This window comes from Rathayibacter sp. Leaf248 (genome assembly GCF_920939495.1).
GTDB lineage: Bacteria > Actinomycetota > Actinomycetes > Actinomycetales > Microbacteriaceae > Rathayibacter > Rathayibacter caricis.
This window is the reverse complement of sequence record NZ_CAKLAV010000001.1, coordinates 1,234,854-1,250,902: the sequence shown is the minus strand read 5'-3', so window position 1 is coordinate 1,250,902 and position 16,049 is coordinate 1,234,854. Positions and strand designations below refer to the sequence as shown.

Sequence of the window (16,049 nt, the reverse complement as noted above, 5' to 3'; positions counted from 1 at the left end):
CACGGGTGGGCCGCCAAGGGTTGCGCGCCGTTGTGACGTTCTGCCATTCTGAGCAAACACGCAGGTCTTCAGGTCAGCTTGAAGCCCAAAAACGGTTAATTGGGGGAAAATGTCTATCTCACGTTTCTCAAAGCAGAACACGGACGCGAAGCGATCCGGCTTCGCGAAGCTAAACATTGCGCACCGGGTGAAGGTCGCCCTGGCGACAACCTTCATCGCTGCGACGGTCGTGGTGGGAACGGCGACGCCCGCCCAGGCAACTGGGATGAGGACCATCAGCGGAAATATTATCTGCTCCACGTTCCCGATGGTCAACATCGGGACTACGGCAACGGCCAAGGGCGATGTCGACTTCCAGCTGATGCAGTTTAACAACACTGGGACTCAGAGCTATGTTGATCTCGGCTACTCCGCGTCTTATGCGTCGTGGGGCTGGAAGTTCTGGAACAACCGCGCGGGTAATTTCTACGCACTCGGACTGGGCAGCATTGGAGCCGTGACCGCAGCCAACCGTTACTGCCAGGGCCTGTAGTGCGAGCGCTTCGAGCGGTGGCGGCGCTCGGAGTCTCGATTGGGCTTGCCGGCTGCGCACCAGCCCTGTCAACTAAGGCTCCAGACGTTGGCATACTTTTCGGTAGTGCTGAGGTCAATGAAGCAAAGGCCAGTTGCTTGAAAGAGCGGGGATGGACCATTGACCTTCAAGATGATGGAACCATCTTTGCAGACTTCCCAGAGGAACAGGTTGAGGCGTACCAGGCCGATTCAACCGCGTGCCTGAAGGAAGCGGGAATCGATCCCGATGCGCCGATGACTCAGGACCAGTATCGTGCTGCCTTCGCATGGTACGAGGAGATAGCTAGTTGTCTGCTCGACGCTGGTTGGAGCGTTCCGGACAAGCCCTCGTATGAGGTCTTCAAAACGTCATACGACACAGATCCTTGGATTCCGTGGAGTGAAGTTCCGGGAGAGCAGATAATGGACGCCCACAGCACCTGTCCGGTGATGGATGTGCCGACCGCATAGCTCCTCCGAACTGCAAGAGGCCCCCTACGCCCGCGTAGGGGGCCTCTTTGCGGATCTTTGCAGTTCAGCGGGTGTTCATACGAGTGATGGTTGTGGCGTTGAGATCGGTGCTGAGGCTCTATGCTCGGCGTGATCACGAAGGTGTCGGCGAACGTCAGGGACGACGAAACGATCATGATGTCATCATCGAGTGAATCGAATACTCGCGGAAGTTGGGGACGTCTGTGTTCGTCGGCACCTATTCCCCCAAGCTCGACGAGAAGGGCCGCGTGATCCTCCCCGCCATGTTCCGCGACGAGCTCTCCTCCGGAGTCGTCGTCACGCGCGGTCAGGAGCGGTGCCTGTACGTCTTCAGCCAGAGCGAGTTTGAGACGATGCACGAGAAGATCCGCTAGGCGCCTGTCACCAGCAAGCAGGCCCGTGACTTCTTCCGCGTGTTCCTCTCGGGCGAGAGAATCAATTTGTACGCCTCCTAAACGCGATTACAGCTTTCACTGAGGCAGCGCCCCGACAGTGGCGAGTAAGGGTCGAGGCGCTCGCAAGCGATCACGAGTCTTGGTCCTCTCCCACGAGGGCCGGAAAGTGGTTTCGCGAGGGGCAGATGTTGGGTTCCGGCCCGTCCATAACAACACCCATGACCCTCCGCGCGTCGTGGCGGTTAGGACATCGCGGACGGTTAAGATCGACACTTCGAGCTTCTGGACGATCCACGCTGCAGGCCTCCCGCTGATCCATCGGCTTACCGGGCACACGTGGCATAGGGGGCGCACGGTCAGACGAAAAGCAACGCTTTGCGCGAGGATCGATCCCGTCCTTGAATAGGGCGCTTGAACTTTCGACTGCACACTGCTCTGCTATGTACCCTTGTTTTCCGTTATGGAACACGCAACTCAACAATGGGATCACGCCGAGATGCATAGATGGCAGGTGCTACGGCTGATAATAAGGATATGTTAGTCGCGAGAACGGCAATACTTATCATATATGCATTGCTCGGAACGGGATCACCGGTTATCGCTAGAGTAAGTCCTGCAAGCAATGCACCGCTGATTGTACCAATTGCCGCAAGCATGAGGGTCTGAATCAAAACAAGCGAAACTACGAGTCTTCGGGTCGCGCCTAGCGCACGCCGCCGCCCAAAATCACGTCTGCGGGATGTGATACTTGAGAAGAGGATAATAGCGACAAGCCCCGAAGCGACGCCAAGAATGCCTAGCGTGATAGTCCTACCGAAGGTGCCGAGCTGTCCCTGAACTACGTTCCTCAGCTGAACTAACTGATCGCTCGTTTCAATTGAAATTGCAGCCGGGTCTGGCGTTGGTACGAGTGATTCAATGACTTCGCGCACTGCCGAAACAATTTGTACGCGATCGACTACAATCACGACGACTGAAAGGAGTTGTTCATCAGGAGCGTTAACGGGGTGGAGAAGAAGCGGCTCCAGGCCATTTAGGGACTCCGGAACTTCCGCGATCTCTGACACCGCGTAGCCAGCGCCGGTCGTGGTAATCAGGCGACCAGGAAACTCTCTCACCCCAAGAGTTTGCAGTGCATTCGGCGATCCGTAAGCGACTCGCAATTCCTCGGAGAGGGGCTTCTCGTGTAGTACTCCGGACCAATCGGATAACCAAGCATCCCTTAGGGCTACTCGTTCCCCGCCTGATATGGCATCGTTCGTCGCATCAACGGGAAAGCCAAAGCCCGCTGACCAGCTCACTCCTGTGACTGAGTTGACTCGGTCAAGAAACGCTCCTCTTAGTTCCGCGTTTCGTTCCGCGCGCACAGTTATTGTCCGCGTACCAGCTGAGTCGATAGTTTTAAGAACTGCCTGCTCGGCTCCGACTGACCTTCCGGCTGTGAGAATTACAGCAGCGCAAGTACCAGCGAGCACCGCAACAATGAGGAGTGATGCAATGGGCACCGCGGCTGCCGCTCTTGCTGCCTCCGCCGCAACTGAGACGAGTCTTTCGATAACCGCAGCTGCTCCAGTCTTACCCGTTCGTGTTGCACTACTATGTTTGAACGTCAAAGTCGGATCTCCCTGTCGCACTTCGCTACGACGGACCCATCATGTGTAACTACAATCACGATTGATCCTCGCTCAGATTGGCGACGCATGGCGTCAATCACAGTTGTTGTTGTAATGCTGTCCAGATTGCCGGTTGGCTCATCGGCAAGCAAGAGGCCCGGGTTCCCGAGAAGTGCGCGACACAGGGCAATTCTCTGGGCTTGGCCACCAGAAACCTGACCGGGCTTTGCATTTGGTCTGACCGCGACTTCGAAATTCTGCATCAATTGCATCGCCTTGGGCACCATCTTCGACCTACTTTCCCCCCGGTAGAGAGCTGATTCGAGAACGTTGTCGAGGACGGTTCTAGTGGCGTCGAGGGCAGCATCTTGAAACACAAATCCAAAATTTGCGGCTCGAAACTTTGACTTTTCGTAGTCCGACACTCTGGAGAAGTTGCGGCCGTCAATTACCAAGCGCCCTGAGTCTGGTCTGAGCATTAATCCCAGCATGTAGAGAAGGGTCGATTTGCCTCTACCCGATGGTCCAGTTATCGCGACAAATTCGCCAGCGTCGAATGTTCCAGAAAAACGATCAATAAGTGGCTGCTCGGCCCGGTATCTGAAGTCAAGCTCCTCAACGATAAGACTGTGAACCACGTCAACCTCCCGAGCGCGAGACGCTCGAGGGGATGCGAACAAGGGTTCCTTCTCGGACGCCGTCAACAGCGGACATGCCTTGCGCCGTCGCCTTGACGCGCACTGGGATGGTTTCTCCCGCCGAGTCGGTGACCGCTACGCTGCCATCGGCGAGGCTGACAAGTGCCGCAGACGGAACCAACGTGCCTTGTACCGCGGGCTGAGTCACAACCTTGGCGGGCAACAAGGACTCGCCTGACAGTGCCACTGTGGAACACTCGGTTCCACAGATCCCGGTCTCGCCGGTCAAGTGCAGAACGACTCCGTCGTCCGCGTTGTCACGACCTGCTACTTGCGCAATCCAGCCTGATCCACCTTCGATTGTTACCTCTGTTCCGTCTTCTATGTTCTGTGCTTGCTCGGCGGAGACGGGTAGGGTGAAGGTCGGTTGCGGCTCAAGTGTTGTGATTGCAGGCTCGCCGCCGACCACAGACGCACCACGGTAAACAAGCGAGGCATCGATAGATACGCGGCTCGCTATGTCCGGGAAGAATACGATATCGCTCGGTTGCACCACTCCGTCCTGCGTGATGCCAAGACTCTTCTGCAGTGCTTTTATCGCCTTCTCTGTTTTAGGGCCAATATTGCCATCTTGCTGGCCGCTATAGAAGCCGAGATCGGCTAGCATCCGTTGTAATGCAAGAGCGTCGTCACCCTCGGTGTTAAGCGCGAGGGGCCTGAACATCGGCGTTCTCCCCTGTGCGGCGACTACCGGACGGAGGTTGACCTTGTATAGCACTTTGCCTTGCTCTATCTGCTCGGCCTGACCGATTTCCACGGAGGTGACTATGCCTGTTGCCTGATTTACAATTTTTTCCGATTCTCTCCATCGTGCGGCAGCGTTGAGATTCATGGACGCCGAGACTTCGCCGACCGTCAGCTCGACGGTCGTGTAGGTCTCGCTAGTATCGGGAGCGCTAGGAGGCACGAGGGCCGTGTGTAGCGCCCATCCAGTGATCGCACCTACACCAAGCACCGCGAGCGTCGCCGCCCCTACGAGCGGTAGCGATCGGAGTCTTCCCTTGATTGCCATGGGGTTAGCCTATAGGTATGAGAGCGGACGCCGCCTATCGCAGACCTCGTCCGTGTACGACGTGTGTGCGTCGTCTTCATACGCCTAGGCATCGGCACCCCCCACCGCCACCCCCGGACTCGTCCTCCCGACGCGACCCGACCGATGGGCGCTTGTCTGTTCGCGCATACAGCTCCCGAGTCAGCCGGTATTCGTACGTCCCAGGGCGCACCGTCTCGCCGACGTGCTCAACCGATCTAATAGTCATCGGGGGTCGCGTCCTGCGACAGCGGATTTAATACGATCGTTGCATGCACGCGTCCGGTTTCGCGGCGCGAGACGCCGCTGGTCTCCGTCTACACGGCCCGGTGGCGAAGCCGAGAATCTGGTGAGCTTGCCCCTGGCAGTAGCCATTCGGAGCGACGCCCGCTGTAATCTCGAGTCATTGGTAAGTAAGTTACTACGGCGAGGTCGACGAATTCGATGTGATTCCAGTCAACTTCGACGCGACTAAAGTGAACAATCCGGTCAGCATCAAAACCACGAAGAGCACCACTGAATTCTGCTCACGAAAAATTACTAGGAGATTCCAAGCGGAATTAGGAATGACTATGCTCCAAAGGGCGAATGCCACAGGAGATAGCAATACCGCCCAGCGAAGCTTTCTTCGAGACTCTGCGTCTCGCTTGGCTTTCGAGGGCCGTTTTGCCCAAGCGGTGATTGCGACTAGCAGCGGAGTTGCTACTAGCGCCAACAGCCAAAGCGGTAGTGAATACGATGGAGTGTCGTCACTATCGGTGGTCTGCATAGCTGTAATGAACAGGCCGTAGGTGGCCACAATTTCCGTCGGCAGCCATAGCGTCAAAGTGCCGAGCGTCGCGGCGAGAGTTTGAGCACCAGTTTGAGGCGTGGTAGTTGGCGGCAAGGGTGGTGGGGGCGGTTCAGCTGCGCCATCTGTCTGTTCAGATAGCGACTGGCGGCGAGCAACGATTGTGGAATCACCGCCATCTGGAGACCCGGGAATTGAGGTATGGTTTATACGTTTCGACTCTACGGCGAGAGTTCGTACCCCTGACGGCTTTACGAGTGTTTCAGCGTCAATCTTTTCTGCAATCCGAAATACGCTCATGGCTCCTCCGTAGAAAGTTGCACGAAGAGTACACCCGCTGCAACCATTTGTCTCGGGTTCGGCTCACATTAGTCAATTGGATTTGAGAATGGCAAGTACTCCGCGAGTGTCAGAATTGTCCGGCAGAAGTCCGACGTTTGTCGGATGGGCATTGCGGCCTGGGGACGTGCGATGTGCTCGGTCGGTGATCGTTCGCGGTCAGAACCCCGATCGCGCGGCAGCCAAGATGCTCGACTCGCCACGCGGCGACGTTGCCCCCCGTTGCAGCGGACTCACCGAGCAGCTGGTAACCCGTGTCTGCAGCCAGCGCAGCACTGGCGTGGTTGCGGAATCGTGAGCACTCCTTTCCTCGCGCCGCGAGGTAGACCCAATCCGTCCTACTTCAACGAGGAACCCCGCCATGTCCGTGTAGACCTGTCCGGCTCGCGCCCAATCGTGCTCTGTCTGGTACCGCACGGTCGCTTCGTTTGCCAGCCGCCAGTGGGTGAGGCCCATTGCCGCTTCTGCGCCCAACTGCCGGGTCAGCGTTTCAGCGGTCGCGTCCCTTGCCGCTTCGTCAACCTGCCAGCTCCCGCCGCGCAGTAGGTACTTCCGCCGTTCGCGCAGCGTCGCCTCCTGCGTTTTGAGTACTTCTACCTGCTCGGGAGTGATAGGCCGCGTCTGGCCGGCGATCCTGCGTACCACGATCTGCTGCCCGCACGGATCGCACTCGCCTCGAGCTTTCGGAACCCCGTCGATTGCGGAGCCGCAGCTCGAGCAGGCCGGGGGAGCATCCGCGCCCAGCGCTGCGTCGCAGAGATCCCGTGCCTTGGCGAGCCGGTCCATGAGCTTCGGATGGTTCGCCCTCGCAAGATTCTTCGGCCCGTGAAGAACCGCTCGATGGCCGTGACCTCCTCGCCGTAGCGTTTCTGCTTCCGGAAGGCCATCGCAGCCCACTCGGTGTACGCCGGCGCGCGTCCGTTCCTTTCAATCTTGCCCGCTCGCTCAGTGGCTGCAATGCACTCGAAGAGCAGCTCGAGCGTCTCGTCGTACTGCTCCGCACGTCGAAGCGCCTAGATGTTGTTGACGTGCGCCGAAAAGTGCTTCCCCCGGACTTTTGAGTCCTGGGCGACCTACCGCCGCTGGCGCTCAGCCGCAGCGATCTCCCGCTCCATCTCCTCGATCGAGAGCAACGGCTCCTCGGACGCAGCCGACGGATCAACCTCGACCGCCTCGCGCCCAGCGGTAGACGTCGTCTTCGCGCGGATCGTGAATGGGGCTGCGAGTGGGGGAGAGGGTGCCGGCGCCGTAAACGCGGGCTCGGAGTGAGCTGGTCTCGTGCTTACTTGCTTGTCCCCGTCGGCCGTCTCGCGTTTGCCACTGGCCTAATGCAGAACGACACTGCCCGGTCGCGTGATCTGGCCCAGTAACCGGTGGTCAATGCCGCCTAACCCCTCGGCGGGTGCGGATCACTTCGAGGGGTCCACGCGCCGCACGGAGACGCGCACCGGTTCCGAGTTCCCACTGCGTACCATCGTCCTACTCGTCCTACTCGTCCTACTCGTCCTACTCGTCCGCCTCGCATCGCCTGCCGATGCCTAAGCGGTTCGATGGAAGCGAGGAAATTCCCTAGGGGAGTCAACGGGCGAGAAGGTCGCTCAACTCGCTCATCAGTTGACTGACGTTTTCCCGCGCGTCGAAGGGTCCCGGCATGCGGAAGACGCTGGCGCCCCAGGATGTGCGCCGCGCTTGAAGCCCGGGTGTGCCTTCGGTGCCGAGCAACACCCTCACTGGATGGCGAAAGACGCAGACGACCAGCGGGACTCCGCTCACGCTGAGCTTCGCAGCTAGGACGTTGCTCCCGAACTCGATTTCGTTTTGAGGCAGGTCCGCTTCGCCTCGGGTAGGACGCTTCACGACATCGGTGAACCCAACGTCGGAAGCAAGCGCTCCGGTCTCATAGAAGCTGTCGGCGGGTAGTGAGAACAGTCCAGCACCAGCAAGTCTGCGCAGCTGCCTTTGCCCAACCTGGCCCTGGTAGTAATGGCCAGCCGCTACGCTCGACGGGGCCGGATTGAGGCCGACTACCATAGCTCGCGGCGTTTCCGGCCATACGTCGGCGAGCGTCAGCACCTCTGTGCCCATCCAGTTCTCGCGAACCTGGTACCCAATCAACTCACTCATGCATCATTCTCAGCCGCAGACGTGAAGATTCAGGACGCGATCGGCAGAGGGGGCATGCAGGTCCGTGGCGATGACGTCGGCCTGCGTGGGAGCAGCGAACGCGCAAACCGTAGCGAGGGCGGCGCCCACAACGGCGAGAAGGCGGGTCGGGGCGGCCTTGCGCATGCAGACCCTCGGTGGTGGAGGCGGACTGGACGGGAAGATCCGGCTCGAAAATGGTAGCCAGCCGGACGGTTGTCGTGTGTCCGGTGTCGACGACAATCCCACCCCACATTAGTCCGACGTGCCCCCGACGTCCTGACGGCGACACGCATGCTCAGGGGGACGTCGATCCGGCCGTGCGAGCCATGCGCTCGCTTTCGATCCGGACAGGGCCAGCCTCAGGCGCTCAGCCAGGTGTCAAAGTCAGTGATCTGAATACGTTCGGCGGTTTTCTCCGCCCAGCACTCCTGCCACTGCTGGATCCTTGTGATGCAGTACGTCAAGTAGTCGGCGCCATACATCGCCCACTCGCGGTCGAACTCGACGGGTTCTCGCCTGACTGTTCGATCGAGATCTACAAAGTTCATGACCCCGAGTGCCTCTCCGAGGAGTATGCGCACAGAGCGCCGAACGTGGCGCCACTGCCTCGGAGTCCTCTGATCGGCGCGCTCAATGCTGCTGTACGCCGCGAGGATCCGGTTGGCCCATCTTTTTCGCGCTCGTTGACTCTCTAGCTGCCGCAAGTCGTCGCGTAGTGGAATGAGTGAGGCAAGGAGGTCGGCCGCGGCCGCGCGTCGCCGAAAGCGCTCATCCGCCTGACCGCTTCTACGGTCACCGAGGTGCTCGGACAGGAGCGTGTCCGCGAGGCCTGCGAGCGCCGGATCCAGAACGATGGTCATGACGAATGCTTACAGGACGGTTCCAGTCGTGTCGAGTAGCCCAGGGGGAGTAACGCTAGGGAACCCATGTGAGGTACTCACCTATGCACGCGTCTGCCTTGAACTGTCGTGGGCCTACGGCAAAGCGCCCCACGACGGTCTCTCCTTCGTTGCAGATCGAGCGCAGAATGACACCGCCCACCCGATCGTTGAGGACTGGTGCGCGACCTACGCAAAGTCGAGCGCTTCATGCAGGCGGCAGCTATTGCCGGGCGCACTGTCGTAGCCGTCTGAGTTTTTGTCTTCAACACGTATGGTACTGCTGGGGATCAGCACGTTCGCGTGACCAATCGTCTCCTTTTAGACTCGGTAATCAAACGATTGCACCGCGAACTGACATCCTGGTTCGTGCGATTGATGCATGGGCCATACTGGTCCTCAAATGTCCTCCGGCATCCATGTCCGTTGTTTCGGCAAATTGGTGTAGATCAAGCGCGACAGGCGAGGCGAGCGAATCATAGCAAAACCTCCGGGGCGTAAAGTAGATCTTCGCGGTCGCGCGACAATAAGTTCATGTTCGGCACCTCTAAGGGAGAGTATTGAGGCGACGGGCACGCGAGCTATGAGAGTATTGGCGCCGTAGCTATGGACCGATCCGAAATACGCCCATGATTCAATCGGTGAAATTAGTCTGGTGTCCGCAACGCCGCGGCGGAGTACCAAATTGTCTGCTTGAAAGGCGTGTCTTACGACGCTACGAACAATGCGGGAGTGGATATCGATGAGTTGAGACATGAATTCGAAGAGGTCGGGTGAAGTTTCTCGTAATTTGCACGCTTCGGCTATTGCAGGATCGGATCTGCATCTTCGCGACATCTTGCTCAGAATAATCTGCGACACCGGGTCGCTTTTCAATGCGTTTCCGGAAGACGTTCCCACGTCGAGATAACCGCGCACAAAGCGCATCGCAATCATTTGTGGAGTTACGTGACGCGTGTCGAGAATCTTCCCTAGAAAGGCATTGGACGCTTCTTGAAAAGCCGGGCTAATAGTCAGCTCTTTGATGAGCTGCAAACACTCTGCGCTTCCGAGCCAGGAATTGAGCTTGTGCGCGGATAGCGCGTACAATTGAGACGAGCTCGGGAGAGGATTGTAGTTCAAAATATGTCCTTTGATTCGGATGCTTATTACTGGCTGTAGTGATTCCATAGCGAATAGCGGGCATCAAACACTTAAAGCTACCTTGATCGCTGGATTGGAGAACGGCGCTACGGCGAGTTTCCACATGAGCCACCACGCGTATGTGGCCGATGCCGAGAATTCCGTAGTCGCCGTGAAGAGGCCGTGAGCAAACTCGTTTCGCAAGTTCAGCCCAGCGGGTGAGCAGAAGAGGCCGCGGACGACGAAGGCAACGTCGTCCCCGAAGATCTCCGTCGACTCGGGCTTCGCCATAAGAGCGGATAGTCCAACTTCAGTCTCGATGCCGCTCTTCAGCAGAGTCGTAGGTACTCCAGCGTCTCTTAAATGGACGCGAACCAGGTGTTCAAGCTGCGGAGTGAGCAGCTGTGCTGCGGTCATAAAGTCACCGTCGAAGCCATAGAACAGTGCTCGTCCATACATTTGCGCGCGTTCGCTCGGGACAAGTCCTCCGGAGCGAGCCGTCTCAACGAAGTACGAACGACTCAAGCGATGCTCAGTGCTGAAGACCTGCCAGGCGGGCATCAGATAGCGATGCACCGTGTCGACGACTTGGCCGGTGAGATCATCAACCATCTTCAGCCAGACTTGGCCAGGGATGCCGAACTGGTCGTCATCGGTATTCGCCACCTCTCTTCCGTCGTTAGTCAGACGTTCTCGTCTCACCCTTCCGAGAGGAGACGCGTGGACCGCGGTCTCGGCCCGATCCCGTGCGAGGGTGAACGAGGGCAGCGTGGCGCTCTCTAGGAAGCGTTCAGCAGCTTCAGCCTCGCTTCTACCGGTCATGGAGCGAATCGTGCGCTCATAGGCCTCAGAGACGTCCACCTCGGTGACCCGGGACGTCATGAAGGACACCGTGGATTGACGCGCCACTCGGATGCTGGCGGCTAGCTCGGCGCCGAGATTCTGTACGTCGCGAGACTCGCGAAACGCACGCGAGAGTTGGCGAACGACGTCGTGGGCGAGCTGAAGCTCCGACGCTGCCCTGATCGACGAATCCGCCCGTCGTTGCTGCAGCAGCGAGGAAGCTAGCCCCTGACGTCCTCGCGCTACTGACAGCAGGTCGTCCGACGCCGCTGCCTCGTCGCCTGCCGCGCGGTGCCACTCCGCTGCCGCCTGAAAGAAGACCGAAGCGCTGGCGTCGTCGTTTGTCCTGCCGGCGAGGCTCTGAAGATGTACCGCAATCGCTGCGGCTGAGTGCTTCGCGAGCTTCTGCGTACGTAAAAGGTCGGCAAGCCAGACCGCCCGCAGCTCAGGCAGCGGAGCGAGCACCTTCTTGATGAGTCCTGCCTCAAGTGACGCGAGCTGGCCTTGGGTTGCCCTGCCGTGCATGCGAGCGAGCTTCAGCGCGCGCGACCAGACCTCAACCACGTCTGGCTCGACAGCGGTGGTTTGGAGCGCATCCACAACAAAATTGAGCGTTGCGCGTACGAGCGCAGATCTGTCGCTGCCGGCGGCGCGCTCGGCGAGGATGTCTCGTCCGATGAACTGTTTGACGAAGGATGGGACAGCGCCGATGTTCTCCTGCAGCAGCCGCGCTTCCTCCTCGGTAAGCGAACCAGGAGTCAGTAGCGCGCCGTCGACACCGCGGCGGAGCGATCCGTACGGCTCGGCTGAGCTCTCAGATCGCAAGAAGAAGTTGTCGAGTAGCTCAAGGACGTACTCGACGGCGTCTGTCTCGTTCGGACTCATGACATCGACGCTACGGCTTTTTTCCGCACCGCGGCCGATCCGGCCTTGCACCTTGTTGGCGTGCACCGCAGACCTGTATCGCTCACGGGACTTCTGGTTCACGTGTGCGTCCGTTGCTCCATCGACCGCAGGAGCGGTCCCGCGCCTTGGTCCCTAAACACGGCATCTCGGCACGACCGGACGAAATCCACCCCGGAAGGAAGCGAGACGACGGGTCGTGTCACCGCCTCAGTCTTGCAGTATCTCGACGAGGTCAGACGTATTGCTGAGCAAGACCGTACTAAACCGCTCGTCGACTTTCCCCTGCCGGAGGCGATGGATCCACTGCTTCTCCGTCAAGAGCACGTCACAGTAGACGGCGGCGACTGGAAGAGCAAGAAGGTCATTGAAATCGTTCGGCTCCCATCTCTGCTCGTCCTGCCGGAGTTTAGAAGAGCGCATCACATTTGTTACATACCTCGTTGGAAGGTCGTCCATGAACGACATCAGTTCACTCGGGGAGTACGTCGCCGGAAGGTCGTCCCAGGCCAGGTCAATTCGTGCCAGCGCATCGACCACCGCAGGACGAATATCTCTGAGATCGGAGGCGTGAACGGCTAGCTCAAGCATGTCCCCGGAAAGACCTTGTTGCCGAAGGTCGGCTCGAATCGAGTCTTCGTAGTCGACGTAGCGTTGCCCAAGCTCCCGCTCCGCTCTTTCAGCCGCGTCGTTGTCGTCAAGCCTCGCTCGAAGGATCCGACTCTCGTAAAGGCGCTCGAAGGTGTGCTTCGCGAAGGCGGCGGCGCTCGGCGGCGCGGACGCGCTGTCTTCGAGAAGCCAATTCAGGTCAAACTCCGGTGGCGAAAATGCACCTGCCGTGATGTGGGACAGACCGCGCCCAAAAACGGTGGACTGCCTCGGAGGCGTCGGGTGGTTGAAGCGACGCTGCAGCGCAGCGTCGATCTCGGCTGGGAGCACCTCGTGAGCACGAGCAATGGTGTCCTGGTGCGAAAGCTCAGCCATGACGTCCGCAACGTCGTTGCGCGAGCGATCATCGCGGCGTCTTCCAGTCTCCACGTAGCGGTACATATCGAGTGGGAACGACGCTCTGCCAGACGCGACTGCCTCGCGGGCCTCGGACAGCGCCTCGCTGAACCGCACACCGAGACGGTGGCCCGTCGCGGCCCGAGCGAGGTCGACCCACTTGTTCTGGTCTAGGTAGATGCGCAGCACGAGATCCATCCTCGCCCACCGTTGCGTTGTCGCGTGTCGCGTTCCTACAGTGTGATCGCACGCTTACCGGCCTGAGGAAGCTGCTGAACCGGCTTGCCGCCGTAGCGCACAGTGAGCGTCGCTGGCGGTTTCAGCGGACTCGGCCGCGACAGAGTGCTGGACTCTACGAGGGCGATGGCGTACCGTCCCGGGAGAAACCTTTCGATGACCCTTGGAGAACAGTGCAGCTCATTGGAAAGAACTCCGACGGCAGCGGAGACTTCACCATCTACCTCAATGGGGAGACCCTGCACACTTTCATTGACGTGGATGGTAAGCCCGAAGAGTCCGCTAGGCAGGATCTCACTCCCGCACCTGACTTCGAGTCAAGCGCGGACGACTGGTACATCTACGGTTCAGACGGCCATGTCTGTGACATCCACGTAGATGGCACGCACGCACGAGTAGACGGTATCACTTACGAACTAGTCAATCGAAACGACTGGTGAATCGGAGAAAGGGATCGAATAGACGCGCGGGATGGCCGATTATAGTAGCAGTGTGTTCGTCCACTATTGCAGCACTTGGCCGATCGGTGAGAATAGCCCCAACGCGATGAGCGTAGTTTGCCTCTTTCTACTGTGATGACGGCGGACGTGGAGCTTGAGTCAGCTCAATGCGTTAGTGCAGCTCCGTGTCAGAAGGGTCCAGCCGCTACGTTGTGCCGCGCGGTTGACGTCCGACAATCAGTGTGAGGGATCCTGGACGCGGCAGACTGAAGAATCGACCCCGATTGGAGCACGAAACGCCGGGTCCGGAGCCTGGCCGAGGGAGATCGTCGGACGCGCGGTCACCGAAGTTGCCATCGCCTGGTAACTTTGACCTGCGCCCCCGTGGTGTCAGAATCGGAGCACATGTTGGTTGAATCGGCCTCTACGCAGCTGCCCTTCCGCCCCCGAGCACGTCTCCTACAGCTGCTCGGCGATCAACTGATCGGTTCGCCTCGTCTAGCGGTGTTTGAGCTTGTAAAGAACGCCTATGACGCGGACGCGACCGTCGTTGACATTCAGATGCTCGGGCTTGATTCTGACGCTGCTGAGATCACGGTCTCGGACAACGGCGAGGGAATGTCTATCGACACCATCACAAGTATTTGGCTCGTACCGGGACACAATCATCGCGAGATCCAGCGGTCGCAGAATGTCAGGACCGCCCGTAATCGCTTACCGCTGGGCGAGAAAGGCCTCGGCCGCTTCGCCGTTCACAAGCTAGGGAACAGAATTGAACTTGTGACGCGGCGAGTTGCTGAGCTGGAAGTTGCCCTGACGATCGATTGGGATCAGCTTGTCGACTCCGAGTTTCTTGAGGACGCGATGGTCACCATCGAGACGCGAGAAGCAAAGCATTTTGAAGGCGGGCGTCACGGAACGTTCATCAGGGTAAGCGGACTGCGAGGGGCGGAGTGGACTCGAGGTGAAGTGCGCCGTCTCGCTCGACAAATTACGTCAATCTCATCGCCTTTTAGATCCAGAATGGATGACTTCGAAGCTAGATTAGCCGTTCCTGGGCACGAAGAGTGGTTGGACGACCTTCTCGACGTAAGCGATATCCTTCGTCTTGCGCCCTGGAAATTCTCGTTCACGATAGTTGACAACGAGTTCAGGTGGGACTACGAGTTCCGTGGGGTTGGAGGTACTAAAGCAGAACCTCGAGTGAAGTCAGGAACGAGCCAGGGATTGGTTCTCGATTCCGCATATCTTCCAGACAACGACGATTCGCAGATGCCGATCGCGAAAAAGCAACGGCGTCCTGATGTCTTAAGTTCGATTTTGATGCAGCGAGGCATCGGTCCCATAAGCGGTGTTTTCTACGTTTACGATCGTGACCGCGAAGTGCTAGCTGCTATGGGAACTGCAATCGGGCTTATGGAATTTCTAGATAGCAATGGTGGCGTTCGCGTATATAGAGACGGAATTCGTGTTTATAACTACGGAGAGCCGACTGACGATTGGCTCGGACTCGACCTTCGTCGAGTGAACGCGCCGTCAAAGCGAATCAGCAGAAACATCGTCGTTGCGGCAGTAGACCTAGATTTAGGTGCCAGTTCAGGACTGAGCGAGAAGACCAACCGCGAAGGATTCGTCGAGAGCAAAGAATACGAGCACCTTCGAGCATTTGTAATGGGCGCGGTCGCACAGCTCGAAATTGAACGCAATGTCGACAAGGACGCACTTCGCAGGCTTTTGCGCAAAGCAAAAAGCGAAACTGACCGAGACATTGCCAAGCCCCTCAGTAAGATTCGTCAAATCGCAAAGAGTGCCAACCTCTCTGACCAAATCGAGCCCCTGGCCGACGCTGCCCAAAAGGCCTATGACGACATGCGTGAGATCATGCTCCGTTCGGGGATCTCAAACATGACACTAGCGATTGTTTTTCACGAAATCGATCATGGTGTTCGCATACTCGAAAGATCGATCAAGAACGGGGTAAGCGGAGCGGATATTCTACCTCAGGCGCGTGACTTGCTCAAGCTACTCGACGGGTTCGGCGATCTCCTTAAAAAAAGCAAGGCAAAAGAACAAGACTTGACGCTGCTTCTTGACCGTTCTGTCGCGCTCAACAGGATACGGCTTCGGAATCATTCGATCGAGCTCGAGGTTGAGCGGTCGGACGCAGTAGGGGTTACTGCGTCGTTCCCGCTGGGGCTTGCGCTCGGCGCAGTTTCTAACGTGATCGATAATAGCGTTTACTGGCTGACTTCGGCACGTCCTGAAGTCGGTGCGGAATCGGACGGGTCACGAGCGATTTACCTTGGGCTCGACACAACCTCTTTCTCAGAAGGGCCAGCACTAGTCATCGCGGACAATGGGCCCGGATTTGCCGATAGCCTTGAGAGCATAACGCAACCATTCTTTAGCCGCAGGCCCAACGGTATCGGAATTGGACTTTACTATGTGCGAATGATTATGGAGCTTAGTGGGGGATCCTTACGCCTCCCGGAGCGTGGTTCAATAAAAGTTCCGGATAAGTACTCGGGCGCCATAGTTGCGCTTGTCTTCAAGAAGGTGTGAAATTG

The 16,049-nt window shown here is 58.4% G+C and carries 13 protein-coding genes and 1 pseudogene; 4 read left to right on the top strand and 10 right to left on the bottom strand.

What is annotated here, in order from left to right; genetic code table 11:
* Positions 1-109 precede the first annotated feature (109 nt).
* The 3 genes and pseudogenes from LRG51_RS06075 to LRG51_RS06065 all read left to right on the top strand — a co-directional run.
* Positions 110-532, top strand: coding sequence for a hypothetical protein (locus LRG51_RS06075; protein ID WP_230671710.1), 423 nt, complete (start codon positions 110-112; stop codon positions 530-532).
* 17 nt (positions 533-549) lie between these two features.
* Entirely contained in the window at positions 550-1,023 is a 474-nt protein-coding gene (locus LRG51_RS06070; RefSeq protein WP_230671708.1) for a hypothetical protein, read from the top strand.
* A 224-nt stretch (positions 1,024-1,247) separates the two neighbouring features.
* Positions 1,248-1,415 (top strand): annotated as a pseudogene (locus LRG51_RS06065) (division/cell wall cluster transcriptional repressor MraZ); the annotation flags it as partial.
* Positions 1,416-1,897: 482 nt separating this feature from the next.
* Here LRG51_RS06065 and LRG51_RS06060 read toward each other — a convergent pair.
* The 10 genes from LRG51_RS06060 to LRG51_RS06015 all read right to left on the bottom strand — a co-directional run bounded on the left by LRG51_RS06060 (position 1,898) and on the right by LRG51_RS06015 (position 12,994).
* Positions 1,898-2,557, bottom strand: coding sequence for an ABC transporter permease (locus LRG51_RS06060; protein WP_230671706.1), 660 nt, complete (start codon positions 2,555-2,557; stop codon positions 1,898-1,900).
* Between the two features lie 491 nt (positions 2,558-3,048).
* Entirely contained in the window at positions 3,049-3,690 is a 642-nt protein-coding gene (locus LRG51_RS06055) for an ABC transporter ATP-binding protein (protein WP_230671703.1), read from the bottom strand.
* A 1-nt stretch (position 3,691) separates the two neighbouring features.
* Positions 3,692-4,762, bottom strand: coding sequence for a peptidoglycan-binding domain-containing protein (locus LRG51_RS06050; protein ID WP_230671702.1), 1,071 nt, complete (start codon positions 4,760-4,762; stop codon positions 3,692-3,694).
* A 439-nt stretch (positions 4,763-5,201) separates the two neighbouring features.
* A complete protein-coding gene (locus LRG51_RS06045; protein ID WP_230671700.1) occupies positions 5,202-5,870 on the bottom strand; it encodes a hypothetical protein in 669 nt (222 codons plus the stop codon).
* 198 nt (positions 5,871-6,068) lie between these two features.
* The gene (locus LRG51_RS06040) at positions 6,069-6,695 is read right to left on the bottom strand and encodes a hypothetical protein (RefSeq protein ID WP_230671698.1); all 627 of its coding nucleotides are present in this window, start codon (positions 6,693-6,695) and stop codon (positions 6,069-6,071) included.
* Positions 6,696-7,487: 792 nt separating this feature from the next.
* The gene (locus LRG51_RS06035) at positions 7,488-8,033 is read right to left on the bottom strand and encodes a uracil-DNA glycosylase family protein (protein ID WP_230671696.1); all 546 of its coding nucleotides are present in this window, start codon (positions 8,031-8,033) and stop codon (positions 7,488-7,490) included.
* 380 nt (positions 8,034-8,413) lie between these two features.
* Positions 8,414-8,914, bottom strand: a complete 501-nt coding sequence (locus tag LRG51_RS06030; protein ID WP_230671694.1) for a hypothetical protein — start codon at positions 8,912-8,914, stop codon at positions 8,414-8,416.
* Between the two features lie 417 nt (positions 8,915-9,331).
* Positions 9,332-10,054, bottom strand: coding sequence for a hypothetical protein (locus tag LRG51_RS06025; protein ID WP_230671692.1), 723 nt, complete (start codon positions 10,052-10,054; stop codon positions 9,332-9,334).
* Between the two features lie 63 nt (positions 10,055-10,117).
* Entirely contained in the window at positions 10,118-11,884 is a 1,767-nt protein-coding gene (locus tag LRG51_RS06020; protein ID WP_230671689.1) for a DUF4209 domain-containing protein, read from the bottom strand.
* Between the two features lie 126 nt (positions 11,885-12,010).
* Positions 12,011-12,994, bottom strand: coding sequence for a hypothetical protein (locus LRG51_RS06015; RefSeq protein WP_230671686.1), 984 nt, complete (start codon positions 12,992-12,994; stop codon positions 12,011-12,013).
* Between the two features lie 893 nt (positions 12,995-13,887).
* Between LRG51_RS06015 and LRG51_RS06010 the strand changes: the two genes are divergently transcribed.
* Positions 13,888-16,044: an ATP-binding protein gene (locus LRG51_RS06010; protein WP_230671684.1), complete on the top strand. Its 2,157-nt coding sequence runs from the start codon at positions 13,888-13,890 to the stop codon at positions 16,042-16,044.
* Positions 16,045-16,049: the final 5 nt, after the last annotated feature.